23 protein-coding genes and 1 pseudogene are annotated in these 25,829 nt (G+C 30.0%); 19 read left to right on the top strand and 5 right to left on the bottom strand.

What is annotated here, in order from left to right; genetic code table 11:
• The 17 genes and pseudogenes from BMX42_RS03420 (at position 1) to BMX42_RS03345 (ending at position 20,423) form a co-directional block, all read left to right on the top strand.
• Positions 1-1,044, top strand: a complete 1,044-nt coding sequence (locus tag BMX42_RS03420; protein WP_091308628.1) for a polysaccharide biosynthesis protein — start codon at positions 1-3, stop codon at positions 1,042-1,044.
• On the top strand, positions 1,044-2,162 hold the full coding sequence (locus BMX42_RS03415; protein WP_091308625.1) for a polysaccharide biosynthesis C-terminal domain-containing protein: 1,119 nt from the start codon (positions 1,044-1,046) through the stop codon (positions 2,160-2,162). The genes BMX42_RS03420 and BMX42_RS03415 overlap by 1 nt, the downstream gene beginning before the upstream one ends.
• 114 nt (positions 2,163-2,276) lie before the next feature.
• Positions 2,277-3,416, top strand: coding sequence for a non-hydrolyzing UDP-N-acetylglucosamine 2-epimerase (wecB, locus tag BMX42_RS03410; RefSeq protein WP_091308623.1), 1,140 nt, complete (start codon positions 2,277-2,279; stop codon positions 3,414-3,416).
• 4 nt (positions 3,417-3,420) lie between these two features.
• Entirely contained in the window at positions 3,421-4,626 is a 1,206-nt protein-coding gene (locus BMX42_RS03405; protein WP_091308621.1) for a glycosyltransferase, read from the top strand.
• Positions 4,627-4,713: 87 nt separating this feature from the next.
• Complete coding sequence (locus BMX42_RS03400; protein ID WP_177169107.1) at positions 4,714-5,763, top strand: EpsG family protein; 1,050 nt, start codon at positions 4,714-4,716, stop codon at positions 5,761-5,763.
• Positions 5,750-6,904 (top strand): glycosyltransferase family protein, encoded by a 1,155-nt coding sequence (locus tag BMX42_RS03395; RefSeq protein WP_091308615.1) that lies wholly within the window; start codon positions 5,750-5,752, stop codon positions 6,902-6,904. The genes BMX42_RS03400 and BMX42_RS03395 overlap by 14 nt, the downstream gene beginning before the upstream one ends.
• Before the next feature lie 2 nt (positions 6,905-6,906).
• Positions 6,907-7,953 (top strand): hemolysin activation protein, encoded by a 1,047-nt coding sequence (locus BMX42_RS03390; protein ID WP_143055596.1) that lies wholly within the window; start codon positions 6,907-6,909, stop codon positions 7,951-7,953.
• A gap of 5 nt (positions 7,954-7,958) precedes the next feature.
• Positions 7,959-8,948, top strand: coding sequence for an acyltransferase family protein (locus BMX42_RS03385; protein ID WP_091308603.1), 990 nt, complete (start codon positions 7,959-7,961; stop codon positions 8,946-8,948).
• A gap of 3 nt (positions 8,949-8,951) precedes the next feature.
• Complete coding sequence (locus BMX42_RS03380; RefSeq protein ID WP_091308600.1) at positions 8,952-10,463, top strand: oligosaccharide flippase family protein; 1,512 nt, start codon at positions 8,952-8,954, stop codon at positions 10,461-10,463.
• Positions 10,460-11,776 carry a glycosyltransferase gene (locus BMX42_RS03375; protein ID WP_091308597.1) on the top strand — a complete coding sequence of 439 codons (1,317 nt, stop codon included), beginning with the start codon at positions 10,460-10,462 and terminating at the stop codon, positions 11,774-11,776. Before BMX42_RS03380 ends, BMX42_RS03375 begins: the two co-directional genes overlap by 4 nt.
• A complete protein-coding gene (locus BMX42_RS03370) occupies positions 11,776-12,909 on the top strand; it encodes a glycosyltransferase family 4 protein (RefSeq protein WP_091308593.1) in 1,134 nt (377 codons plus the stop codon). Before BMX42_RS03375 ends, BMX42_RS03370 begins: the two co-directional genes overlap by 1 nt.
• Positions 12,910-12,911: 2 nt before the next feature.
• Positions 12,912-13,499 (top strand): annotated as a pseudogene (locus tag BMX42_RS14500) (sugar transferase); the annotation flags it as partial.
• Positions 13,488-14,120 carry an acetyltransferase gene (locus BMX42_RS14455; protein WP_143055599.1) on the top strand — a complete coding sequence of 211 codons (633 nt, stop codon included), beginning with the start codon at positions 13,488-13,490 and terminating at the stop codon, positions 14,118-14,120. The pseudogene BMX42_RS14500 and the gene BMX42_RS14455, both read left to right, overlap by 12 nt.
• 1 nt (position 14,121) lies before the next feature.
• Complete coding sequence (locus BMX42_RS03360) at positions 14,122-15,252, top strand: DegT/DnrJ/EryC1/StrS family aminotransferase (protein WP_091308585.1); 1,131 nt, start codon at positions 14,122-14,124, stop codon at positions 15,250-15,252.
• Between the two features lie 50 nt (positions 15,253-15,302).
• On the top strand, positions 15,303-17,246 hold the full coding sequence (locus BMX42_RS03355; RefSeq protein WP_245748214.1) for a polysaccharide biosynthesis protein: 1,944 nt from the start codon (positions 15,303-15,305) through the stop codon (positions 17,244-17,246).
• Between the two features lie 53 nt (positions 17,247-17,299).
• Positions 17,300-18,061 carry a polysaccharide biosynthesis/export family protein gene (locus BMX42_RS03350; RefSeq protein WP_091308581.1) on the top strand — a complete coding sequence of 254 codons (762 nt, stop codon included), beginning with the start codon at positions 17,300-17,302 and terminating at the stop codon, positions 18,059-18,061.
• Position 18,062: 1 nt separating this feature from the next.
• Positions 18,063-20,423: a GumC family protein gene (locus tag BMX42_RS03345; protein WP_245748213.1), complete on the top strand. Its 2,361-nt coding sequence runs from the start codon at positions 18,063-18,065 to the stop codon at positions 20,421-20,423.
• Between the two features lie 111 nt (positions 20,424-20,534).
• Here the strand turns inward: BMX42_RS03345 and BMX42_RS03340 are convergent, their stop codons facing one another.
• The 5 genes from BMX42_RS03340 to BMX42_RS03320 form a co-directional block, all read right to left on the bottom strand.
• Positions 20,535-21,269: a tyrosine-protein phosphatase gene (locus tag BMX42_RS03340; protein WP_091308576.1), complete on the bottom strand. Its 735-nt coding sequence runs from the start codon at positions 21,267-21,269 to the stop codon at positions 20,535-20,537.
• 182 nt (positions 21,270-21,451) lie between these two features.
• The gene (locus BMX42_RS03335; protein ID WP_091308572.1) at positions 21,452-21,850 is read right to left on the bottom strand and encodes a DoxX family protein; all 399 of its coding nucleotides are present in this window, start codon (positions 21,848-21,850) and stop codon (positions 21,452-21,454) included.
• A gap of 18 nt (positions 21,851-21,868) precedes the next feature.
• Positions 21,869-22,765 carry a pirin family protein gene (locus tag BMX42_RS03330; protein WP_091308568.1) on the bottom strand — a complete coding sequence of 299 codons (897 nt, stop codon included), beginning with the start codon at positions 22,763-22,765 and terminating at the stop codon, positions 21,869-21,871.
• A 25-nt stretch (positions 22,766-22,790) separates the two neighbouring features.
• Positions 22,791-23,105: a GNAT family N-acetyltransferase gene (locus tag BMX42_RS03325; protein WP_091308564.1), complete on the bottom strand. Its 315-nt coding sequence runs from the start codon at positions 23,103-23,105 to the stop codon at positions 22,791-22,793.
• 150 nt (positions 23,106-23,255) lie between these two features.
• Complete coding sequence (locus BMX42_RS03320) at positions 23,256-24,134, bottom strand: pirin family protein (RefSeq protein WP_091308560.1); 879 nt, start codon at positions 24,132-24,134, stop codon at positions 23,256-23,258.
• A gap of 415 nt (positions 24,135-24,549) precedes the next feature.
• Here BMX42_RS03320 and BMX42_RS03315 point away from each other — a divergent pair, with 415 nt between their 5' ends.
• Both BMX42_RS03315 and BMX42_RS03310 read left to right on the top strand, forming a co-directional pair.
• Complete coding sequence (locus BMX42_RS03315) at positions 24,550-25,407, top strand: ABC transporter permease (protein WP_091308557.1); 858 nt, start codon at positions 24,550-24,552, stop codon at positions 25,405-25,407.
• A 61-nt stretch (positions 25,408-25,468) separates the two neighbouring features.
• On the top strand, positions 25,469-25,816 hold the full coding sequence (locus tag BMX42_RS03310) for a four helix bundle protein (RefSeq protein ID WP_177169105.1): 348 nt from the start codon (positions 25,469-25,471) through the stop codon (positions 25,814-25,816).
• Positions 25,817-25,829 lie beyond the last annotated feature (13 nt).

Here is a 25,829-nt window from a genome sequence, read left to right as displayed (position 1 = left end):
ATGCAAATTAAAGACAAAATATTATTAATTACTGGCGGAACGGGTTCCTTTGGAAATGCGGTTTTAAGTCAGTTTTTACATACCGATCATTTTAGAGAAATCCGAATTTTAAGTCGTGACGAAAAAAAACAAGACGATTTACGTAAGAAAGTCAACAACAATAAAGTCAAATTTTACCTTGGAGATGTTCGTGATGTTAATAGTATTGATGCAGCGATAAAAGGTGTCGATTATATTTTTCACGCTGCAGCTTTAAAGCAAGTGCCTTCCTGTGAGTTTTTCCCAATGGAAGCTGTGAAAACGAATATTATCGGAACGGATAATGTACTTTCAATTGCTGAAAAATATGAAGTAAAAAAAGTAGTGGTTTTAAGTACAGATAAAGCGGCTTACCCAATCAACGCAATGGGAATGTCTAAAGCAATGATGGAAAAAGTGATGGTGGCCAAATCTCGTAACTTAGACGATACTAAAACTATTTTTTGTGGCACACGTTACGGAAACGTAATGGCTTCACGTGGTTCGGTGATTCCTTTGTTTGTAGAACAAATTAAATCGGGTAAACCTATTACGATTACCGATCCAAATATGACGCGTTTTATGATGACATTAGAAAACGCGGTAGATTTGGTTTTATACGCTTTTGAAAACGGAAATCAAGGCGATTTATTCGTACAGAAATCTCCAGCTTGTACAATAGAAGTATTGGCAAAAGCCTTAAACTCATTATACAATTCTAATTCTGAAATTAAAATTATTGGTACACGACATGGTGAAAAAACATTCGAAACTTTAGTCAATCGTGAAGATATGGTTAAAGCAGAAGATTGTGGGAATTATTTCAGAATTCCAGCCGATAATAGAGATTTAAATTACGAACAATATTTTTCTGAAGGTGATATAAAATTAACAGAATTGGAAGAATATCATTCTAATAATACAGAGATTTTTGATGTTGAAGCAATGAAACAATTGTTGTTGAAATTGCCATTGATAAGAAAAGATATTTACGGAGAAGAAATCAATAAATATTTTGATTTATAATGATCAAAGTTGGAATCACAGGTCAAGATGGTTTCGTTGGTAAACACCTTTATAATTCATTGGGTTTATTCCCTGATGAATTTTTACGTGTAGAATTTCAACGCAATTTTTTTGAATCTGAAACTGATTTAGATAATTTCGTTTCTCAATGCGATGTCATTGTGCATTTAGCAGCTATGAATCGACACGAAAGCCAAGAAGTAATTTATGAAACGAATGTGAATTTGGTTCATAAATTAGTCGCTTCTTTGGAAAGAACCCAATCAAAACCACATGTTTTACTTTCTTCTTCAAGTCAAGAAGAACGTGATAATTTATACGGAAAATCAAAAAAAGAAGGTAGAGAAGTAATTGCCAACTGGGCAGAAAAAAAACAAGCTACTTTTACGGGATTAGTCATTCCAAATGTTTTCGGACCTTTTGGAAAACCTTTTTATAATTCGGTTGTTGCCACATTTTGTCATCAAGTTTCGCATAATGAAATTCCAAAAATTGATGTTGATGGTAATTTAAAACTGATTTATGTAGACGAATTGGTTCAGGAAATTATCAACCAAATTCGAACAAAAAATAATCAGCGAAAGTTAGAAATTCAACACACATCTGAAAAGAAAGTTTCTGAAATCTTAGTTTTATTACAAAATTATAAATCAGAATATCAAGATAAAGGAAGTATTCCAACTTTACAATCGGTTTTCGAATTAAACTTATTCAATACTTTTAGATGTTATATGGATATTGCTACTCATTTTCCTGTGAAACTGACGCAGCATACAGACGACAGAGGAAGTTTTGTAGAAATTATTCGATTAGAAGTTGGCGGACAAGTTTCTTTTTCCACAACCAAACCAAACATTACAAGGGGTAATCATTTTCATACTAGAAAAATTGAACGTTTTGCGGTTATCAAAGGAAAAGCTTTAATTCAATTGCGAAAAATCGGAACCAATGAAGTTTTAAATTTCGAATTAAATGGCGACGAACCAGCTTACGTGGATATGCCAATTTGGTACACGCATAATATCAAAAACATAGGAGATGATATTTTATACACCAACTTTTGGATAAATGAATTTTTCAATCCAAATGATGCTGACACGTATTTCGAAGAAGTATAAAAGCCATAAGTGACAGGGCAAAAGTAAAAAGAGACAAGTAAAAAGTAAAAAAAGATGTGGAGTTTTAATGATACTTATTACTTTTGACTTTTCCCTTATCCCTAAAAAAAAGATATGAAAAAACTAAAACTTATAACAGTAGTAGGAACGCGACCAGAAATTATTCGTTTATCGCGAGTAATGGCTGCTCTAGACGCTTCCGAAGCTATTGAACATATACTTGTTCATACTGGACAAAATTACGATTACGAATTAAATCAAATATTTTTTGATGACTTAGGCATTCGTAAACCCGATCATTTTTTGAATGCAGCTGGAAAAACGGCTACAGAAACAGTCGGACAAATTTTAATTGCAATCGATCCACTTTTAGAAGAAATACAACCTGATGCGTTTTTAGTTTTAGGTGATACGAACAGTTGTTTATGTGCCATTCCAGCAAAAAAACGCCAAATTCCTATTTTCCATATGGAAGCGGGAAACCGTTGTTTTGACCAAAGAGTTCCCGAAGAAACGAATCGTAAAATTGTAGATCATATTTCTGATGTAAATTTGACTTATAGCGATATTGCTCGAGAATATTTACTTCGTGAAGGTTTACCTGCTGATAGAATTATCAAAACAGGTTCGCCAATGTTTGAAGTTCTAAATCATTATTTGCCAAATATTCAAGCGTCAGAAATTCTTTCCACTTTAAATTTAGAAAAAGGAAAATATTTTGTTGTTTCTTCACATAGAGAAGAAAATATCAATAATCCAGATAATTTCAACGGCTTAATTGATAGTTTAAACTTAATTGCAGAAAAATATAAGTTTCCAATTATTGTGAGCACGCATCCTCGAACTCGTAACATGATTGAAAGTCAAAATGTAAAAGTTCGTGAGGAAGTACAGTTTTTAAAACCAATGGGTTTCAACGATTACAATGCGTTGCAAATGAATGCTTTTGCCGTGTTGTCGGATAGTGGAACGATTTCTGAAGAATCTTCAATTTTGAATTTTCCAGCCTTAAATATTCGTCAAGCACATGAACGACCAGAAGCCATGGAAGAAGCTTCTGTTATGATGGTCGGACTTTCGCCTGAAAGAATTATGCAAGGTTTAGTACAATTACAAACTCAAAAAATAGGTTCAGAACGTAATTTTCGCCAAGTTACCGATTATTCTATGCCAAATGTTTCTGAAAAAATGGTTCGTATCATTTTGAGTTACACCGATTATGTAAATCGTGTAGTTTGGTCTAAAAAAGCATAAATTTATGAAAGTCCTTCAAATAAATTCTGTTTCTGGTTATGGAAGCACAGGTTCTATCTGTGAAGAAATTGCTGCTACTTTAGAAAGTGAAGGTCATGAATGTTATATTGCTTACGGACAATTAACAGCATCTTACAAGAATAATTTTAAAATAGGAACAAAAATTGAAAACCATTTACACAATTTAGGTTCTCGAATTATCGGAAAACAAGGCTATTTTACTAAAAACGGGACAATTAAGCTTGTTACTTTTATAGAAAAATATAAACCAGACGTAATTCATTTGCATAATTTACATGGTAATTATTTAAACCTACCTATTTTGTTTTCTTTTTTAAGAAATTACCAAGGTAAAATCGTTTATACCTTACACGATTGTTGGGCGTTTACAGGAAAATGTGCGCATTATACTTCTGCAAATTGTTATAAATGGCAAACGGAATGTAATGCTTGTCCACAAGTACAAAAATATCCATCAAGTCTTTTTTTAGATTATTCTTCAGAAATGTTTCGTGATAAAAAAGAATGGTTAACTAATTTGCCAAATCTTGAAATAATAACGGTTTCAAATTGGTTGGAAAGTCAAGTTAGACAATCGTTTTTAAAAGAAAAAAACATAAAAACTATATATAATTGGATTGATATTGAGGTTTTTAAACCAATAAAATTAGAAGATAATTCATTTCAAAAACAAATAAATACTTCAAAATTCACCTTGCTTTTTGTGAGTGCATATTGGCAAAAAGATGATGAAAAATGGTTGAATTTAATCCAATTAGCTTCAAATTTATCTGAAGAGTTTCAATTGATTATCGTTGGTAATATTGATAAAAACTGCAAAATACCTAAAAATGTAATACCAATTGGATATATCAGTTCTAAACAAAAAATGGCAGAATTGTACAATATTGCCGATGTGTATGTGCATTTGTCTTTAGAAGATACTTTCGGAAAAGTTATCGCAGAAGCCTTATCTTGCGGAACACCAGTAATAGTTTATAACACTACAGCTTGTCCAGAAATTGTAGGAGAAAATTGTGGCTATGTAGTGGAAAAAGAAAATATTTCGCAAATGAGTGAAAGTATTAATCGTATTAAATCAAACACAAAAGATTATTATTCACAAAATTGTATTTCATTTGTAAAGTGTAATTTTTTAAAGCAACCCAACATCAATAAAACAATTAATTTATATCATAGTACAAATTAAATGGTAGTAAACTTAATTATAATATTTTTTACTTTCCTAGTAGGGCTTTTTTTTTCGCATCGATATAAATCGGAGAAAAATAGCAATATGGTGCGAAAAAAATACATTAAAATTATATGTTTCGCACTTATTCTACAATCGGGTTTAAGAAATGTTGCAGTTGGTGATGATACGTATGGATATTACGTTGGATTTGAAGAAGTTAAACAAATGTCGTGGAAAAACATTTACGAAGCATTTTTTAATTTTTTAAAGTTTGATGAAGGAAAAGATCCTGGATATTTAGTTTTTCAAAAGATATTTCAAATATTTTCTGATGATTATCAAGTGTTTTTATTCTTTATAGCCGTTTTGTTTTTTAGCGCTTTTGGCTATTTTTTATATAAGAACACGACTAGATTAAGAGATGTTGTAATGGCGTATATCATCTATAGTTGCATGTTTTATACTTTCTATTCTTTTACCGGTATAAGACAAACTATTGTTACTGCTTTTGTTTTGTTTTCCTACTTTTTATTAAGAAAAAAATCGCATTTTATTTGGTTTTTTATCATTATTCTAGCCATATCATTTATTCATAAATCGGTATTAATATTTATACCGTTTGCCTTGTTTACACTTGTTAAAAAGACAAAATGGTTATTATGGACTTCTTTGTTATCCTTTCCAATACTCTTTACTTTTAGTGCAAGAATAACTACTTTTTTTACAAGTTTATCTGAATCGTATAGCGAATACGAACATTATGATGAATACAAACCAACAACATTGGTGGCCCTTTTGTTATTAATTGCTTTGTTGGCTGCTTTAAGACATGATAAAATTATAGCAACTAATAAAAACGCGAGGTTTTATTTTGTTGCATTCTCATTTGCTGTTTTTTTCCTTTCTTTCGTTTATGAAATTCATGGGTATTTAAGATTGGTACAATACTTTTCATTTTTTATGGTTTTACTAATTCCAGAAATATTAAATTCATTTGAAAGTGTTTCTAGAAAAGTAAAAAACGATATCACAATTTTCGCCATGATTTTACTTATAAGTTTGCATTTAAAAGCTAATTTCGCAGCCCCAATTCGGTATGCCTTCTTTTGGCAAGAAATGCGATTAGGCGAACACTATTATGAATCAGATTAAAAGTATGCAAGAAAATATTTTATATATCAGTTTTTATGATTTTCCTAATCAATCATATAAAAGAGTTTCTTCTGTAGCAGCTGTTTCACAAGTTGATTATGTAAGTAATGTGCTTTTAGATATTGGTTTGCAGGTAAAAATCGTTTCTCCATCTTGGTATGACGATTCGGCAAGTTTTGCAAAATATACAGCTTCAAAAACAACTTCAATTAAAAATAAACTCAACCTTGTTTTCGCTCCTAGTTTCGGAACAAAAAACAAATTTATTGGTTATATAAAAATTTTATTTAGTTTGTTTTGGTTGTTTTTCTTTTTAATAAAGCATGCCAAAAAAAACGAAAAAATATTGGTATATCATTCTCCTTGGTTGGCTTTACCTATTTTATTAGCTAAGAAAATTAAAAAGTTTCAACTGATTTTAGATGTAGAAGAGATTTATGCAGATGTAAGTTCTTTGCATCCATATTTTGATAAATTGGAACAAAAAATAATTCAAAATGCCGATTCCTATTTGTTTTCTACAGAGTTTTTACCAAAAAAAATAAAGACGACTAAACCTTATGCTGTTTTTTATGGTAATTATAAAGTCTTCCCAAAATTAGAACAACCATTAAACGATGGAAAAATTCATGTGGTTTATGCTGGAATAATCGATACAGAAAAATTAGGTGCTTTCAATGCTATTGAAACGGCTTTGTTTTTAGATGAAAATTATCAAATTCACATTATCGGTTTTGGTGAAACTGAATTATTGCAAACGAGAATTGATGAAATAAATGCACAAAGCAAATGCAAAATTGTTTTTGACGGCCAGAAATTTGGCGACGATTATATTCGTTATTGTCAAATGTGTCATATAGGGTTGAGCACTCAAAAAATGGAAGGAAATTTTGTGGAAACCTCATTTCCGAGTAAAATATTATCTTATTTGAGTATGGGATTACAAGTAGTTTCTGGTTATGTTTCTGTTGTTGCGCAATCAAAAATTGCAAACAATGTGACTTTTTATACTACAGATTCTCCAGAAAGTATTGCTCAAGCTATAAAAAACACTAGTTTTACTTCTTCATCAGTTGAGAAAATGAAAGAACTTGATGATGATTTTAAAACAGAATTAACTCAAATATTGTTACATAAATAATAATGAAATCAGAGATTCACGAACATCGAAACGACAATAATATAAGCATGAGTAAGAATAATTTTTTAATTGATATTCCAGTTTTAATTATCTTTTTTGCTCGTCCAAAACCTTTTGGAAAAGTAATGGAACAAATTCGCATTGCTAAACCTTCTCGTTTATATTTATATCAAGATGGTGCAAGAGAAGGTAGGCAAGATGATGTTGAAAATATTAATAAATGTCGTGAATTAGCTGAGAATATCGATTGGGATTGCCAAGTTTTTTATAAATATCAAGAGAAAAATTATGGTTGTGATCCTTCAGAATATATCGCACAAAAATGGTTTTTTGAAAATGAAGAAAGCGGAATTGTTTTAGAAGACGACGATGTCCCTTCGCAAGCTTTTTTTCCATATTGTAAAGAATTGTTAGAAAGATATAAGTACGATGAACGTATTAACATGATTTGCGGAATGAACCAAATGGAAGTTTATGAAAACACGCCATATAGTTATACGTTTTCCACTTCAGGTTCTATAACTGGTTGGGCATCTTGGCGTAGAGTTTTTGCATCTTGGGAAGAGAATTACGATTTTTTATCCGATGCATACGCACTTCAAAACATAAAAGATGAAATGGGTGAGAAGTTGTATAAAAGCTACATTAAACATTGTACGGATCATAAAAACAGCGGAAAAGCACATTATGAATCTATTTTTGGTTCAGCAGCGATATTAAATAACAGATTAAACATTGTACCAAAATATAATTTAATTTCTAATATTGGTATCGATTCGTATGCTACGCATGGCGCAACTTCTATGGATATTTTGCCAAAAGGAATTAAGAAAATATTTTACATGAAAGCTTATGAAATTGAGTTTCCATTAAAGCATCCAAAATATATAATTGAAGATAAAAATTATAAAAAACGAATTGATAGAATTATGGGAAATGGTTATCCACTAGTACAAATATACCGACAAGTAGAATCTATTTCTTATCGATTAATGAAAGGAGAAACCAAAAGTATTTTTAATGGTTTGAAACGCAGATTAGGATTGTAATAATTGTGATAAAAAAAGACAAAATAGAAACAAATGCTGTTTTAAATGTTGCAAGGTCTTTTGCGATTATTTCTGTAATTATGGCTCATTCAAGAAGTCTGTCTTATGACTATTTAAGTGTTTTTACAGAACGAATTGGAGCAGTTGGCGTTGTTACTTTTTTAATCATTAGTGGTTATTATTATAATGTTGAAAAATATGGAAGAACCTTATTTTTTAAAAATAAAATAAAAACAATTATTGTTCCTTGGGTTTTTACTGGAACGTTATTGTATTTAATTGGTTTGAAATTTAATTTTTTAGATTGGTTGTTATGGATAATTGGCTATAAAACCTATTTGTATTATTTATCAGTTTTGTTGAGTTGCTATTTTATTTTTAGTTTCTTCAAATTATTACAGTTTTTATACTTTTCGGTAATAATAACGTTAGTTTCACTATTACTGACATCTTTTGGTTTAATTGATTCCTTTTGGAAAATTTGCTTTCCGAATTTCATTTTTTACAATTATTTCAATATTTTTAATTGGATAGGATTTTTCGCTATCGGGATTTTATTAAAAAACAAAATGGAAATTTTGATTGAAACTGTAAGTTCAAAATGGCTAATTTTATTATTTTTCTATATCTGTTTTGTAATAGTATCGGTTTACATTGAACCTAAAAATGGAGGTTATTTTTCTTCATTAGCATTTTTTACAGATTTGTTTGGTTTTGTTTTAATTCTGGCATTATCAACCCGAAAAATATTTCATAACGCCATAGTATATAAAGTTTCAGAACTTTCTTTTGCTATTTATTTAACTCAATTTTTGGTGTTTCCTTTTAGAAAATTCTTTTTCAATCATCCAATAATGGAATTTATAAATCCATTGGTATTATTAAGTTTAATAACCTTCTTTTTAATTATTGGAGCAATTATCGCAACTTATTTAAAGCTTAATAATGTATATGAATTGCTATTAGGAATTAGAAGTAAAAAAAATAAAAGTTAAGATATGAGTAGCCATAAACAAATAAAAATTGGAGCTATAATCTCTTACTTAACACTAGCCTTTAACATATTGGCTGGTATTATTTATACACCTTGGATGATTCGCCATATCGGAATGTCTAATTACGGATTGTATATTCTGGTGAATTCTTTCATCTCTTATTTTCTGATGGATTTTGGTTTAGGTCAAGCCATCGCAAGATATATTAGCAAATACAGAGCCGAGCAAAATCAAACAAAAATCAATCAGCTTCTAGGTATTACTTCAAAATTATATTTAGGTATAAATACAGCAATTTTTGTAATCTTAATTGTGTTGTACTTTTTCATAGAAAATATTTTTGTCAAACTAAACGCTACTGAAATTGTCCTTTTTAAAGAAGTTTATCTTATTGCTGGGGCTTTTAGTTTAATTTCCTTTCCTTTTCTTACTTTAGATGGTGTACTAATTGCTTATGAAAAATTTATTGTATTAAAAAGCTGTGAAATTATTAGTAAAGTGGCAACTATCGGACTTATGATATTTGCCATTCTTATGGGGTATCAATTGTATGCTTTAATTCTAGTAAATGCCATAGTTGGTTTATCAATTATTGTAATTAAAACGACATATCTCTATAGACAAACAACAATTCGAGTTGCTTTTTCTTATTCTGATTCCACTTTATTAAAAGAAATATTTTCCTTTTCGATTTGGACAACCGTAATTGCTATTGCGCAACGCTTATTAATAAACATTGCACCAGTTATTTTAGGAATAGTTTCTGGAACTTCTCAAATCGCAATTTTTTCAATTGCCATTATAATTGAAGGTTACATTTGGACATTGGCTCACGCCTTAAACGGATTGTTTTTACCAAAAGTTACACAATTACATAACTTGGAAAACAATGTAGAAGAAGTAACCAAATTAATGATTAAAGTTGGCCGATTTCAACTGTTTTTAATGGGTTTGGTTTTTATTGGAATCATTACTTTAGGAAAACCATTTATCCAACTTTGGATGGGAACTCAATTTTCCGATGCTTATTTAGTAATGTTGTTCTTAGTTTTACCAGGTTTTATAACGCTAACTCAAGAAATCGCGCAAACGTATCTGGTTGTGGTTAATGAACTTAAATACAGAGCTATAATTTTTATTTCATCTTCCATAATAAGTGTCATTATATCTTTTGTTTTAGCACCAACTTACGGCGCTTTAGGTTGCGGAATAGGGATTTTTACTGCAACCATGCTTTGTCATGTAATTGGTATGAATGTCATTTATCATAAAATACTTAAAATTAACATAGTGCATTTTTTCACAAAATGTTTTAGTTCGTTTCTTTTTCCTTTGTTTTTAACATTGCTATTTGGCTATTCAATTTCCAGTTTTATAACCATAAACTCGTGGTTTTTATTTATTTTTGCGGGCATTTTATTAAGCACTTTTTATTTATTTGTAATTTGGTTTTTAGGATTGCATAAAGAGGAAAAAACTTTTATAAAAGCAACTATTCTTAATAAATTGAAATGAATAAGAAGCCAAAAGTATTAGTAATAAGTAGAGATTCTTGGAACGATACAAATAATAGTGGTAATACGTTGTCTAATATGTTCCAAAATTGGGATGCTGATAGTATTGCTAACCTTTATTGTAGAGATGAAATTCCTAGTAATCCTATTTGTAAAAACTACTTTAAAATTTCTGAAAGTTTATTAGTAAAAAAACTGTTGAGAAAAATTGATACGGCAGGTTATTCATTTAAAATCGAAGAATTAGAAAATCAAAAAAATCATACTAGCGAAATAAAAAACGAAGAAAGCGAAAAAAAATTCTATAATTTTTTCAGAAAATACCGATGGCACTTTTTTTTATGGTTAAGAGAATTACTTTGGAGTATTGTAAATTGGAAATCTAAAAAACTAGACAATTTTTTATCAGAATTTAATCCAGATGTAATTTTTACAACTTCGTACGATTCCTTTTATACACACAAATTAGTCTATTACGCAAAGAAAAAAACCAATGCAAAATTGGTGGTTTTCCATTGTGATGATTTAGTCACTTTTAGACAACATTCTTTTTCGCCACTGTATTGGATAAATAGAATTATACTTCGATTGTATATGAACAAAACGATTCGATTAAGCGATTTAAATTATTGTATAATTGAAGAACAAGCTAGAGTATATCACGAAATTTATAACTCCGAATTTAAATTATTATACAAAACAGGAAGTTTCAAAAAGGAACCAATTATTTCTGAAACGCATCAACCTATAAAGATTGTATATACTGGAAATGTAATTTATGGAAGAATAAATACCTTAATTCAATTTGCTGATATTTTAAAGAAAATCAATAAAACAGAAACAAAAGCAGAATTGTACATTTATACGGCAAACGAAATTAACGAACAAGACAAAAACAAGTTGCTTTCTTCCAATTCAGTTCATTTAATGGGCAAAGTTGCTTATGATCAAATTCCGTTAATTTTATCTGATAGCGATGTGCTTTTGCATGTTGAATCTTTCGATAAACACTTAATGAAAGCAACTGCTTTATCCTTTTCTACAAAAATTGTAGATTATTTAGAAGCAGGAAAAACCATATTAGCCATTGGTTGGGAAAAATCGGCATCTATAAAATATATAGAAGATAATAATATTGGTTTTACAGCAAATAAAACTCAAGAAATTGAGAATGTTTTAAACGAAATTATTTCCAGTCCAGGAAAACTGAATCAAATTGGGAATGAAGCATGGAAATTCGCACAGAAAAAACACAATAAAGAAATCGTTTTGCGAAATTTTGAAGAGGAAATTAATTTATTAAATCGAAAATAATGCACATTTTACATTTAATAAAAACAAGCGAAGGCGCATCTTGGGCAATAAATCTTATGAGAGAAGTTAAGAGGCAAAACCCAAATGTAACTTTCAGTGTTATTGTTCCAAGTGGCGGAAAACACTTTGAAGAATACCAAGAAATTTGTCGTAATGTGTATGAGTTTAATTTTGCTTTAAATTCTGCTTTATTTTCAAACGGATTGGCATTTAGAAGAATTGTTTTAAATGACAAACCAGATATTATTCATAGTTGGTTTACACAAACGACTTTATACGCTCGCTTTTTTTTAAGAGATGTGAAAATTCCAAGACTTTTTCAGGTAGTTGGACCTTTGCATTTAGAGAATCCTTTATTTAATTTTTTTGATAGAAAAAGCGCTCAGAAAAACGATTATTGGATAGCCACTTCAAAATATATTTTAAACAAATATTTGAGTAAAAACATTTCTCCAAATAAATTATTTTTAAATTACGCTTATATTGATGTTCTAAAATTGTTAGAAACAAAAGAATCTGTAACGAGTTCTGATTTTAAAAACAAGTTTGATATTGATTCGAATACAAAAATAATTGGAACGGCTTCATACATTTATCCACCAAAATTTTATGAAAATTCTGGTTTAAAAGGTCATGAAATTTTATTAGAAGTTTTTGCCAAAATCCTTCAAAAAAGGAACGATGTGATTTTAGTAATTGCAGGAGCTACTTTTGGAAACAATAAAAAATACGAGCAAGAAATCAGATTAAAAGCGGAAAAAATCAGCCAATCCAAAATTATCTTTACTGGAAAATATTCCAATGTTTATGAGGTAATTTCTAATTTTGATGCTTTTGTATATTTGTCGAAATCTGAAAATTTGGGTGGCGTTTTCGAAAGTTTATTATTCGAAATCCCAACTGTTTCATCAAATAGAGGCGGTTTGCCCGAATTGGTCCTAAATAATGAAACTGGTTTTACTTGCGATTTGTCGAATATTGATGAAATTGTAAATAAAATAGAAATTGTTTTAGATAATTCAGAACTAACAAGTAAAATGAAAGTCGCTGGAAAAAACAAAGTATTAGAAGTTTTTGAAAAAGAAAAACTAATCAAGCAAACAATGTATATTTACAACCATGTTTTAAAATAAAAATGTATAAAACAATTAAGCCTTTTTTTGATATTGTTTTTGCTGCAATAGGAATTATTTTCTTGTTGCCTATAATTTTATTTATAACAATAGGGTTGTATTTTGCTAATAATGGAAAGCCGTTTTTTATTCAACCGCGACCAGGGAAAAATTGTAAAGTATTCCGTATTATCAAGTTCAAAACAATGAACGATAAAAAAGATGCTTCAGGTAATTTATTGCCAGATTCAGAACGATTAACGACTATTGGAAAGTTTGTAAGAAAAACATCTTTAGATGAAATTCCGCAATTATTAAATGTGCTAAAAGGCGATATGAGCATTGTTGGACCTCGACCTTTGTTAACGGATTATGTACATTTGTATGACGCATTTCAAAATCAAAGGCACAATGTAAAACCAGGAATTACAGGTTGGGCGCAAGTAAACGGGAGAAATGCCATTTCTTGGGATAAAAAGTTTGAATTGGATGTTTATTATGTCAACAATATTTCTTTTTGGTTAGATGTAAAAATACTTTTTCTAACGGTGAAAAAAGTAATTAAAAGTGAAGGTATTTCTGCAAAAGATGTTGCAACAATTGAACCTTTTAGTAGCTTACCTGAAATTTATTTAATTGGAGCCGGCGGTCATTGTAAAGTTGTGGTTGATGTTTTAGAAAGTGAAAAAAAATATAGTATTCGAAAAATATTAGACGACAATCCGAAAGCGGATAGTTTATATACTTATACGATTGAAAAATTAGAAAATGTTCATATTTTAAAAGATAAAAAATGTATTATCTCTATTGGAGATAATTATATTAGAGAAAAAATTGCCTCACGATTAAACACCAATTACGTTATGACAATACATTCAAGTGCAGTGGTTTCTAAATTTGCAAAAATTGGAGAAGGAACTCAAATAATGGCAACAGCAGTGGTAAATCCTGAAGCTATAATAGGTAAGCATTGTATCATAAATACTGGAGCAATTATTGAACACGATTGTGTACTTGGCGATTATGTTCATATTTCACCAAATGCAACTCTTGGTGGAAATGTGATAGTAGGTGAGTTTACTCAAGTTGGAATTGGAGCAACAGTAATTCAAAGTATTACTATTGGTAAAAATGTGGTGATTGGAGCTGGAACTGTAATTATTGAGGATATTCCGGATAATGCAGTTGTTGTTGGAGTGCCAGGCAAGATTATTAAATATAAAGAAGCATAACATGCAACAAGAAAAAATATGGTTATCGTCGCCACATATGGGCGGAACAGAACAAAAATATGTTAACGAAGCGTTTGATACCAATTGGGTAGCACCTTTAGGTCCGAATGTGAATAATTTTGAAACCGATTTAGAAAACTATCTAACTCAAGATGTTTTTGTTGGTGCTTTAAGTTCTGGAACTGCTGCTTTACATTTAGGTTTGATTTTATTAGATGTAAAACCTGGGGATGAAGTGATTTGTCAATCGATGACTTTTTCGGCATCAGCGAATCCAATTGCTTATTTAGGAGCCACACCAGTTTTTATTGACAGCGAAATGGAAACGTGGAATATGTGTCCAATTGCATTAGAAAAAGCCATAAAAGATAGAATTTCAAAGGGTAAAAACCCAAAAGCTATAATTCCTGTTCATTTATATGGAATGCCAGCTAAAATGGATGAAATTAAAGCTATTGCTAATCAATATCAAATCCCAATTTTAGAAGATAGTGCGGAAGCTTTAGGTAGTACTTACAAAAATCAAAAATGTGGCACTTTTGGCGATATTTCTGTGTTGTCTTTCAATGGAAATAAAATTATCACAACTTCTGGTGGTGGTGCAATGGTGACTCACACAAAAGAATTAAAAGATAAAGCAGTTTTCTTGTCAACTCAAGCTAGAGATAATGCACCACATTACCAACATTCGGAAATTGGTTATAATTACCGAATGAGTAATATTTGCGCTGGAATTGGTCGTGGTCAAATGGAAGTGTTAGACAAACATGTGAATTTAAGAAGAGCCAATCATCAATTTTATTGTGAAATTTTTTCTAAAATAAATGATGTAAAATTATTAACGGAACCTAATTCTGATTTTTATTCTAATCATTGGTTATCGGCTATTTTATTGCAATCATATGAACAAAGAGAAGCATTACGATTAGCTTTTGAAACTGAAAATATAGAAACAAGACCGTTATGGAAACCAATGCATTTGCAACCTGTTTTTCAAAACGCACCGTATTATGGCGAAAAGGTTTCTGAAAATTTATTCGAAAAAGGTTTGTGTTTGCCTTCAGGTTCTAATTTAACGGATTCTGATAGAGCAAGAGTTTTAAACGTAATTGAAAATTTCTTTAAGTTATAAATCTCGTTTAGTAAGCAAATTTTGTTACATTTGTAAGCCAATTTTTAGCTGTGAAAAGTAATAAAACATCTCATAAATCTATATTTTCAGATTTATTCCTAAAAGATAAAATTCTACATTTTGGTTATTTGCCAAGATGGATTATTTTTTCTATTGATATTTTTATTGTCATTTTCGCCAATATTGTTACGTATTTTTTAATTACTCACTTAACGTACAAATATTACAACACACTTGATTTAACGGGCAGAACGATAATCATTTTAGTCACGCAATCTTTTTTCTTTTTTGCATTTAAAACCTATGCAGGAATTATCAGACATTCTACTCTAAATGATGGTTACAATTTATTTAAAGCTACATTTAGTTCTTTTTTAGCTTTATCTGCATTAAATTATATTCATTTTTATAAAGCAGGTACGAAGATATTTTTGATGCCAGCCTTATTTCTTACTTTCTTATTCTCTTTTATTTTTCTGTTGTTTTTCAGAATTGTCGTAAAAGTGCTATATCAAGTTTATTTAGATTCGGGCAATCAGAATAATTTGGAGAATATTGTTATTTATGGTACCGATTCGAATGCGATTTCTTTAGCGAATGCAATAAATGCCGAATATCCAAAAAGATATAAATTAGTCGGTTTTGCCGATAATTCTAAAAAGAATGAGACGAAGCAAATTTTAGGATTGCCTATTTATCATCACAATCAAAATGTAAAAAGTATTTTAAATGATTTAAATGCAGAATTACTAATTCTCTCGAATAATGGTTTAAGCAAAAACGAACAATTAGCTTTGGTTGATGAGTGTTTAGAAAACAACGTAAAATTATTAACGATTCCTGTAATTTCCGACTGGAATTCTCAAAAAAATATTTCGAAACGAATTAAAACTTTCGAAATTCAAGATTTATTAAACAGAGATGAAATTGTTTTAGATAATTTTAAAATTTCAAATAAAGTTTCAAATAAAGTCATATTAATTACTGGTGCTGCAGGTTCTATTGGAAGTGAAATAGTAAGACAAGTTATTCATTTTTCGCCTTCAAAAATCATTTTATTAGACCAAGCAGAAACTCCTTTACATCAATTAACTTTAGAGTTAAATCAGATTAACTTAGAAATAATTCCAGTCATTGTTGATGTTAGAAATAAAGAACAGTTGGAAAATGTTTTCGAACAATACGAACCTGAATTTGTATTTCATGCTGCGGCTTACAAACATGTGCCGTTAATGGAGAAAAATCCAAATCAAGCGGTTTTTACTAACGTTTTAGGTTCTAAAAATTTAGCAGATTTAGCGGTTAAATATAAAGTAGAACGTTTTGTGTTAATTTCTACAGATAAAGCGGTAAACCCAAGTAACATAATGGGTGCGAGCAAACGTATTGCCGAAAAATATGTCCAATCGTTATCTATTTATTTAGATCAAATGGGTGAATCTTCAACCAAATTTATTACCACCCGTTTCGGAAATGTTTTGGGTTCGAATGGTTCAGTTGTACCTTTGTTTAAAAAACAAATTAATGCGGGCGGACCAATAACAATCACACATCCTGATATTATCAGATATTTCATGACCATTCCAGAAGCGTGTCAATTGGTTTTGGAAGCTGGCGCGATGGGAAAAGGCAGCGAAATCTTTATTTTTGATATGGGTGAACCCGTAAGAATTATAGATTTAGCCCACAAAATGATAAAATTAGCAGGTTATATTCCAGAAGAAGAAATTAAAATTGAAGTGGTTGGTTTGCGACCTGGCGAAAAATTATTTGAAGAATTATTAACCAATGCTTCTACGACTTTACCTACGCATCATCAAAAAATTATGATTGCTAAAGACACTACTGAAAATTATATTTCTCTAAACGAAGATGTTCTGGAATTAATAGATTTAGCGAATGAAAATAAATCGGATGCTTTGGTAATTAAGATGAAACAAATCGTTCCAGAATTCATAAGTTTAAACTCAAAATTTGAAAAGTTCGATAATTAGTTGAAATAGAGCATTTATCAGTAAAAAAATTATCTTTGTAAAAAAAGCACCCAATGAATAAGCATATATATAGTCTTCTATTAGTTTTCATAACATTAGTTTCTTGTACGTCGCCATCTAAAATGGTGTATCTAAATAGTTCAGGTTCTTTAGATGCTAATGTGAAATTTGAAACGACTTTACAACCAGATGATCAATTATTAATTATTGTTTCTTCAGAAAACCCTGAAGTAGCTTCGCCATATAATTTGAAAACTGTTGCTTTTCAAGGAAATTCAGAAAATGTAATTGCTCAAGAAAGAAATCAAGCTTATGTTGTTGACCAAGAAGGAAACATCGAATTTCCAATGTTAGGAACAATAAAAGTTGGTGGATTAACTCGAATTGAAACAACAAATAAAATAAAAGCGCTTTTAAAAAACGGACACATTTCAGATCCAATTGTAAATGTGCGATTGTTGAATTTTAAAGTTTCTGTTTTAGGAGAAGTAGCCAAACCTGGTGTGTTTTCTATTTCTGGAGAAAGGGTGACTTTGGTGGAAGCTTTAGCTTTAGCGGGTGATTTAACGATTTACGGAAAAAGAAATAGCATCTTATTGATTAGAGAAAAAAACGGAGTGAAAACTTACGAAAAAATAGACATTACCAAAACAGATTTTATCAACTCGAAAAACTATTATTTATCTCAAAATGATGTGATTTATGTAGAGCCAAATAAAACAAAAGTAAATTCATCTGCAGTTGGACCCAACTTAACAATTGGAATCTCGGCATTGTCATTAGTGGTCACTATTTTAGCCTTAACATTAAAGTAAAATGTCAGATTTTTCAAAAAATAACGAAATGGATACTTTTGCTACTATTAATATTAGAGAGCAAATTGAAAAATATTTAGGCTATTGGAAATGGTTTGTAGTATCAGTTATACTAATGTTTACTCTAGCATTTATCTATTTAAGATATACAATTCCTCAATATAAAGCTGCTACCACTATTTTAGTGAAAGATGATAGAAAAGGAGGAATGGCATCTGAATTATCTGCTTTTTCAGATATTGGAATGTTAAAAGGGATTAAAAGTAACGTTGATAATGAAGTTGAAGTTGTTAAATCGAGAAGTTTGATTCAGAAAACAGTTTCAGATTTAGAATTAAACGTAATTTATATCAATGAAGGAAATATTAGAGATGGCGAATTATACAACGGTTCACCAATAAAATTAATCCATTCTAAAAAAAACAAAGCTGATAAAGATATATTTCATCAGTATACTGTTTCTTCAAAGGCTCAAAATTCATTTGAATTCTCATCAGATAATAAAATAGTTGGAGTATTTAGTTACGGAACAAAAATTGAATATAAAGATTCTGAAATTATTGTATTAAAAAATGGTGAATTCCATGATAATAATAATTTCAAAATTAACGTTCAAGTTCATCCAGTTGAAAATATTGCTAATAGCTTTAAAGGGAGATTAAACGTGCTTACTTTAGGGAAAAACACGAGTGTAATTGAATTGAATTTAGTTGATCCTTTGGCAGTAAGAGCAAAAGATTTTTTAAATAAATTAGTAGAAAATTACAATAAAGATGCAATTGAAGATAAGAACTTTATTGCAGAAAACACGGCAAAATTTATTGAAAACAGATTGAAACTAATTTACTCTGAATTAGATAATGTTGAAAAAGACGCAGAAACTTTTAAAAAGACAAATAAAGTTACAGATATAGCTTCAGAAGCAGGTTTGTTTTTAGAAAATGCCAGCGATTTTGAAAAGAAGGAAATTGAAACAGATACGCAATTAAAAGTGGTTAACACAATGCTTGACTATTTGAAAGCAAGTACAGTTAACGATTTAATTCCAGCTAATGTTTTGTCGGGAGATGCGAGCTCAAATGAATTAATTAAGCAGTATAATACTTTAGTGTTAGAACGTAATAGGTTATTAAAAACGGCTGGTGAAAGCAATTCTGCGGTTATTGGAATAACTAAAAAAATATATTCACTTCAAGGTTCTGTTCAATCTAGTTTACAGCAATTAAGGGTTTCTTTAGAAATTAAAAGAAAAGATTTTGCCAAACAAAATGCTAAGTTGTCAGGTAAGATTTCTCAAATTCCAACACAGGAAAGAGAATTTAGAATAATTTCAAGAAAACAAGGTGTAAAAGAATCTTTGTATTTGTATTTATTAGAAAAAAGAGAAGAAACAGCAATTTCACTAGCGGTTACTCAACCTAATGCAAAAGTTATTGATGAAGCAATTGAGTCTTATTCTCCAATTTCACCTAATAGATCATTAATATATTTTATAGCATTATTACTAGGTGTTGTTTTACCGTTTTCTGTAATTTATATCTTAGATTTCTTCGATAATAAGGTTAAATCAAGATTAGATATTGAAAGAAATACAAGTATTCCTTTTATTGGAGATGTGCCAAAAGCCGACAATCCAAATGAAATTATTCAATTAAATAGTAGAACAAATACAGCTGAAGCTATTCGTATCATAAGAACCAATTTAGAGTTTTTATTAAAAGATGTTCAAGATGGTTTTGCGAAAACAATATTTGTAACATCTACTTTTCCTAAAGAAGGAAAAACATTTGTTTCGGTAAATTTAGCATCCACAATTGCTTTGTCAGATAAGAAAGTTTTATTGGTTGGATTAGATATTAGAAACCCAAAAATTGAGAATTATTTACAAGTTCCTGGTGTTGGATTAACGAATTATTTATCGTCAAATAAATACAATTCAATTGATGAATTAATTGTTAAGATTGATAATTATTCTAATTTTTATGTGCTTCCTGCTGGAATTATTCCTCCAAATCCAGCCGAATTATTAATGGATAAAAAAGTAGGGAAGTTGTTCGATGAACTAAAAACTAAATTCGATTATATTATTGTTGATACGGCACCAGTTAGTTTGGTTACAGATACACTTATTGTTGGTCATTTAGCAGATGCTTTTGTATATGTTACTCGTGCGAATTATTTAGACAAACGTATGTTGAAATTACCACAACAATTATACAACGAATCGAAGTTGCCAAATATGTCTATTTTAATTAACGATACCGATTCACAAAAAGGTTACGGATATGGTTATGGCTACGGATATGGTTATGGTGTTGATGTAGAAACAAAACCTTGGTGGAAGAAGATTCTAGGTAAATAGAAATTATTTTTATTAGTTTTTTAAACTCGTAATTCCACAATTGTCAAGCTGAGCTTGTCGAAGCCTAATGAAAAAGAATTTTGTTATCAGTAGTTTTTTAAATACTTTGTACTACAAGAAAAACTGATTGTTTTCTATTGCAATTTGTAAGGCTTTAGTTTGTTTTATGGCAACTTTTCTAGCAAAAGAATCGATGTGTTGTTTGTGATGTATGTCTGAACCTACAAAATCAATAAAACCTGCTTTTAAAAGTTTATCGGTTGTGTTTGTCACATCAGGACCATAATAACCCACACTTGATAATAAATTCAACTGAAATTTTAAGCCCATTTTTTTTAGCTTTTCAAAACCTTTGAAATTCGTATGATAATAAGCATAACGTTCTGGATGCGCTAAAACGGGTTGGTAACCTGCCAATTGTAGTTCAAATAAATAGTCGTGTAGTTGAATTGGCGGATTTAAGAAAGACATTTCTACTAAAACATAATTGTCTTTTAATGTCAATAAAGGATTCGATTTGAAGTTTTCTATAAAATTCTCGTCAATAAAATATTCAGAAGCAGCTCTTAAATCTAGTTGTTGAGCTAAATCTGGTAATTCGTTTTCAATTTTATTTTTAGCGTTATTTATGGTTTCAATTGTATTGTTGTAAACGTTTGCCATGGTGTGTGGCGAAGTAATACATTTTTTAAATCCAAAACCAATCATCGATTCCATTAAAAACTGACTGTCTTTAAGGTTTTTAGCACCATCATCAATTCCAGGTAATACATGCGAATGAATATCCACATAATTATTTGGAATTAGTGAGGCTAAAGTTGGCTTAGATTTTAAAAAGGAAAACATAAATATTTTTTTGCAAAGATAGTTTTTGTTTTCTTAATTACGTCCTTCGACAGGCTCAGGATGACATAATTTTTGATTTGTGAATTACGATTTGGAATTTTTTTATTGTTTGTCGTTAAAACAACACAGCCACACAAGTTTAGTTGTATGGCTGTGTATGTATCTTTAAAATATTATTTGTATTAATCCCATTTAGAATTGGTTGATGCAGCATACTTTCCAGCTCCAGTAAAAAATAAAGCTAAAGCTCCAAAAAAGTAAAGTCCTTGTAATTCCAATGCCCAACCTCCAGTTTCACTCAATGAGAAAATATCTGCTGAATGCGCCATACCTACAGCAACTACCATAGTAAATGCAAAAACTATTGCTGCTAATTTAGTGCGATAGCCAATGACAATTAATACAGGAGCAATAACTTCTCCAATATAAACGGAATAAGCCAAAAATGAGGGAAGTCCTAAATTTTTAAACATGTCTCCTAAAAAATCAACTCCGTGAGTAAGTTTGGCTATTCCATGTAAAAGCATTAATAATCCTAATGAAAGTCTGAAAATTAGTAATCCTAAATCGTTGTTTTTCATAATATTAAAGGTTTTTGGTTACTTTTTAATTTTAAAAGCGTTATTTTCTGGCGGAAGTGGTACAAATTCCGTTTCGCCTGGAACTTTTGGAAATGTTTGATTTTGCCAATCCATTTTTGCTTTTTCTATTCTTTCTTTTGTGGAAGATACAAAATTCCAATAAATAAATCGTTCTTCTGGGAAAGCTTCACCACCAAAAATATAAAAAGTTGTGTTTTCAGTCATTTCAAATTCACAAAGTTTACTGTCTTTGGCAATTAAAATTTGTTTCGGTTCGAATGTGTTTCCATCGCTTTTTATGCTTCCTTCTAAAATATACAAGGCACTTTCGCCAAATAAATGGTCGCCAATTTTTACTTTTTGTGCAGATTTTGATTTAATTTCTAAAAAATACATCGGACTATAAACAGGAACTGGTGATTTTTTACCAAATGCTTCACCCGCAATTAATTTTATAGAAACGCCATCTTGTTCCCAATGTGGTAAATCGTCTTTTTCAATATGAGTAAAGTTAGGTTCCATTTCTTCTAATTCTCTCGGAAGCGCTACCCAAATTTGTAAACCATGTAGCATTTTATCTGAAGTTCTAAGATATTGTGGCGTTCTTTCAGAATGAACAATTCCTTTTCCAGCAGTCATCCAGTTTACTGCACCAGCTTGAATTTCAATTTCAGTACCCAAACTGTCTTTGTGCATGATACTGCCTTCAAACAAATAAGTTAAAGTAGAAAGTCCAATATGAGGATGAGGTCCAACGTCTAAATTTTGATAGTCTTTAAGATAAGTTGGTCCCATATGATCAATAAAGGCAAAAGGTCCAACAGTTCTTTTTTCTCGGAATGGGAGCAGTCTTCCAACCATAAAGTTACCAATATCGGCGGAACGTTCTTCTATTATTAATTGTATATTCGACATATTATTTTTTTCTGAAATTTACGATTTATTCTTCAAAACCTTTAAAATTTTCATCTACAATTCGTTTCCATTCTGGATGTCTTTTTATGTAGGCAAACACCAACGGACAAAGTGGAACGAGTTTGAAATTGTTTTGTTCGATGTATTCTAGCGTTTTTTCAATCACAGCTGTTGCGGCACCTTTACCTTCTAATTCTGGTTCCACTTCGGTGTGAATTAGTGAAATTTTACCAGGTCTTTCTTTGTAGTCGATAAATGCTTTGTGATTTTTAAAAGTGATTTCAAAACGATGCTTTTCTTCGTTTTTTATAAGTGAGATATTTTCGAATTCGGGTTTCATATTTATTTACGATTTACGATTTTGGATTTACGATTTTATTTTCATAAGGACTTCGACAAGCTCAGTCTGACAGTTGAGTGGAATTGTGTTTTGGTTTTTATAAGAACTTAGATACTTCGACAGACTTAGTGTGAGATTAAAAACTTGAGATTAATCTTCAAGATGTCCGAATTTTCCATTGTTAAAATCTTCAATTGCTTGAACAATTTCTTCTCTAGTATTCATTACGAATGGACCATGTGGGAATATTGGTTCGTTAATTGGTTCTCCACTTAAGACTAAAACAATTGCGTTTTCTAATGCTTCAATCGTAAAATCTTCACCATCATTTTCAAATAAACCGAAATGATCCGTTGGAATTATTTCCTTGTTGTTTACTTTAATGCTTCCTTCAATTACTAATAATGCCGTGTTGTAATTTGCAGGAAATGAAAAATCTGCTTTTCCACCTTTGATCAATTTTGCATTCTGCATATTTACTGGTGTGAATGTAGAAGCTGGACCTTTTATGTCTTTATAATTTCCTGCAATTACTTCAATAAACCCAGCATTATCTGCAAGTTCATAACGTTTCATTTCATCATTTGAAATCGCTTGATATTTTGGAGTTGACATTTTGTCTTTTGCAGGTAAATTCACCCAAAGTTGCACCATTTGAAATTCACCACCCGTTTTACTGAAGTTTTCTTCGTGATATTCTTTATGTAAAACTCCTGAAGCTGCTGTCATCCATTGTACATCTCCTTCGCTAATAATTCCTCCGCCACCCGAACTGTCATGATGTGCGACTTTTCCTTTATAAGCAATAGTAACAGTTTCAAAACCTCTGTGCGGATGAACACCAACTCCTCTCGGAATTTCAGAAGGTGAAAAATGATATTTCGAATTGTAATCTAACATAATAAACGGACTCATACGTTCCATATCCAAACGATATCCACTTGGAATAAAATTATGTACTCTAAAACCATCACCAACAAAATGTGGTGCTTTTGGTTCGGCTATTAATTCTATATTTTTTGTTGACATACTATTTTGTTTTTAAATTGTTACACAAAGTTACAGAATCAAATTAGCAGAAGTACTTAATGTAGATTAAGAAGTGCTTTGGATTTACGAATTTAGAATATTGTCAGTGATGAATTGTTCTGATTTCTTAAATAACAAAAGCTGTTATTTTTTTTCTCGTTTTGAAAATTAAATAACAAAAATAATTAGTTAAAAATTGCTATAAAAAGCGATTCATTTAGTTGCTATTTGATAAGATTGTTGGTGCTATTTCTTTTAAAAAAATTATTTGGTACTTCTTTAAAATAGACTAATTTTGGAGCTTGGTTTAAGTGTTTGATTTTATGAAGAAATAGCATATATTACAACACTTATACGATGTGAAATGATTTTTAAAATGTAAATGGCATTTTGAATAGAAGATAAATAAAAATAAATGAAAAAAAAGCAAACGAATACTAATGAATGGGATACTGTAATAGAATCTGAACATTCTCTTTTTGATATTAATTTTAAGGAATTATGGCATTATAGAGATTTATTGGTTTTGTTTGTAAAGAGAGATTTCGTTACGGTTTATAAACAAACTATTTTAGGACCTTTATGGTTTTTTATTCAGCCCTTATTAACCACAATTACTTTTACTGTAATTTTTGGTAATATTGCTCAGTTGTCTACTGAAGATTCACCAAAAATAATTTTTTATATGGCTGGTATTACTTTGTGGAATTATTTTTCAAATTGTTTAACTTCAGTTTCTGGAGTCTTTAATGCGAATGCAGGAATATTTGGAAAGGTTTATTTTCCAAGATTAATAATGCCTTTAACCATTGTGATTTCTAATTTAATGAAATTTGGAGTGCAATTTTTATTGTTTGTGTGTTTTATCGTTTATTATACTTTAATCAATAAAATCACTCCTAATATCTGGATATTGTTAACTCCATTTGTCATTTTATTAATGGCATTGATCTCTATGGGAATTGGACTTATTTTATCTTCAATGACTACAAAGTACAAAGATTTAAATCAATTAATCGGATTTGGAATACAACTATTTATGTATGCAACACCAGTTATTTATCCAAGTTCAGCAGTGCCTGAAAATTTCAAATGGGTTTTAGATTGGAATCCGCTTGTTGGTTTATTCGAATATATGCGATATGCTTATATTGGTATTGGTTCATTTGATGCGTATTCTTTAGTATATCCATCCATATTTTCAATAGTAATTTTATTTCTAGGGATTTTAGTTTTTAATAAAACGCAAAAAACCTTTATGGATACGGTTTAGAAGTGAATTGTGATTAGTGAATTGTGAATGGGGTTTTGAAAAGTGAAAAGAAATATAGATTGTGAATCATAAGGATTTAGAGGTTTGGAAAAAGAGTATGGATTTGGTGGAGTCAATTTATCAAATGACAAATGATTTTCCAGATTCAGAAAAATTCGGATTGACAAATCAAATAAGAAGAGCTGTGGTTTCAATTCCATCAAATATTGCGGAAGGATCTGGGCGAAAGAGTGATAAAGAGCTGATTCAGTTTATACATATTGCGATTGGTTCTTTGGCGGAAGTTGAAACACAATATTTGATTTCACTTAGATTGAAATATGTTGTTAGGAATGAAATTATAGAAAACGAATTAATAGTACTTAATAAATTGTTAATTGGTTTTAAAAATTATTTATTAAAAAAATAGTGGATATGTATAG

The organism is Flavobacterium terrigena (assembly GCF_900108955.1).
Taxonomy (GTDB): Bacteria; Bacteroidota; Bacteroidia; order Flavobacteriales; family Flavobacteriaceae; genus Flavobacterium; species Flavobacterium terrigena.
This window is presented reverse-complemented; position numbering and strand designations above follow the sequence as displayed.

What these genes read in the sequence shown, in the direction of transcription:
- BMX42_RS03390 (WP_143055596.1), top strand. Translation starts at nt 6,907, where the DNA reads ATGAAATCAGAGATTCACGAACATCGAAACGACAATAATATAAGCATG.
- BMX42_RS03335 (WP_091308572.1), bottom strand. Translation starts at nt 21,850, where the DNA reads ATGAAAAACAACGATTTAGGATTACTAATTTTCAGACTTTCATTAGGA.
- BMX42_RS03395 (WP_091308615.1), top strand. Translation starts at nt 5,750, where the DNA reads ATGAATCAGATTAAAAGTATGCAAGAAAATATTTTATATATCAGTTTT.
- BMX42_RS03320 (WP_091308560.1), bottom strand. Translation starts at nt 24,134, where the DNA reads ATGTCAACAAAAAATATAGAATTAATAGCCGAACCAAAAGCACCACAT.
- BMX42_RS03340 (WP_091308576.1), bottom strand. Translation starts at nt 21,269, where the DNA reads ATGTTTTCCTTTTTAAAATCTAAGCCAACTTTAGCCTCACTAATTCCA.
- BMX42_RS03370 (WP_091308593.1), top strand. Translation starts at nt 11,776, where the DNA reads ATGCACATTTTACATTTAATAAAAACAAGCGAAGGCGCATCTTGGGCA.
- BMX42_RS03360 (WP_091308585.1), top strand. Translation starts at nt 14,122, where the DNA reads ATGCAACAAGAAAAAATATGGTTATCGTCGCCACATATGGGCGGAACA.
- BMX42_RS03415 (WP_091308625.1), top strand. Translation starts at nt 1,044, where the DNA reads ATGATCAAAGTTGGAATCACAGGTCAAGATGGTTTCGTTGGTAAACAC.
- BMX42_RS03420 (WP_091308628.1), top strand. Translation starts at nt 1, where the DNA reads ATGCAAATTAAAGACAAAATATTATTAATTACTGGCGGAACGGGTTCC.
- BMX42_RS03330 (WP_091308568.1), bottom strand. Translation starts at nt 22,765, where the DNA reads ATGTCGAATATACAATTAATAATAGAAGAACGTTCCGCCGATATTGGT.
- BMX42_RS03380 (WP_091308600.1), top strand. Translation starts at nt 8,952, where the DNA reads ATGAGTAGCCATAAACAAATAAAAATTGGAGCTATAATCTCTTACTTA.
- BMX42_RS03325 (WP_091308564.1), bottom strand. Translation starts at nt 23,105, where the DNA reads ATGAAACCCGAATTCGAAAATATCTCACTTATAAAAAACGAAGAAAAG.
- BMX42_RS03350 (WP_091308581.1), top strand. Translation starts at nt 17,300, where the DNA reads ATGAATAAGCATATATATAGTCTTCTATTAGTTTTCATAACATTAGTT.
- BMX42_RS03315 (WP_091308557.1), top strand. Translation starts at nt 24,550, where the DNA reads ATGAAAAAAAAGCAAACGAATACTAATGAATGGGATACTGTAATAGAA.
- BMX42_RS03405 (WP_091308621.1), top strand. Translation starts at nt 3,421, where the DNA reads ATGAAAGTCCTTCAAATAAATTCTGTTTCTGGTTATGGAAGCACAGGT.
- BMX42_RS03400 (WP_177169107.1), top strand. Translation starts at nt 4,714, where the DNA reads ATGGTGCGAAAAAAATACATTAAAATTATATGTTTCGCACTTATTCTA.
- BMX42_RS03375 (WP_091308597.1), top strand. Translation starts at nt 10,460, where the DNA reads ATGAATAAGAAGCCAAAAGTATTAGTAATAAGTAGAGATTCTTGGAAC.
- wecB (WP_091308623.1), top strand. Translation starts at nt 2,277, where the DNA reads ATGAAAAAACTAAAACTTATAACAGTAGTAGGAACGCGACCAGAAATT.
- BMX42_RS03345 (WP_245748213.1), top strand. Translation starts at nt 18,063, where the DNA reads ATGTCAGATTTTTCAAAAAATAACGAAATGGATACTTTTGCTACTATT.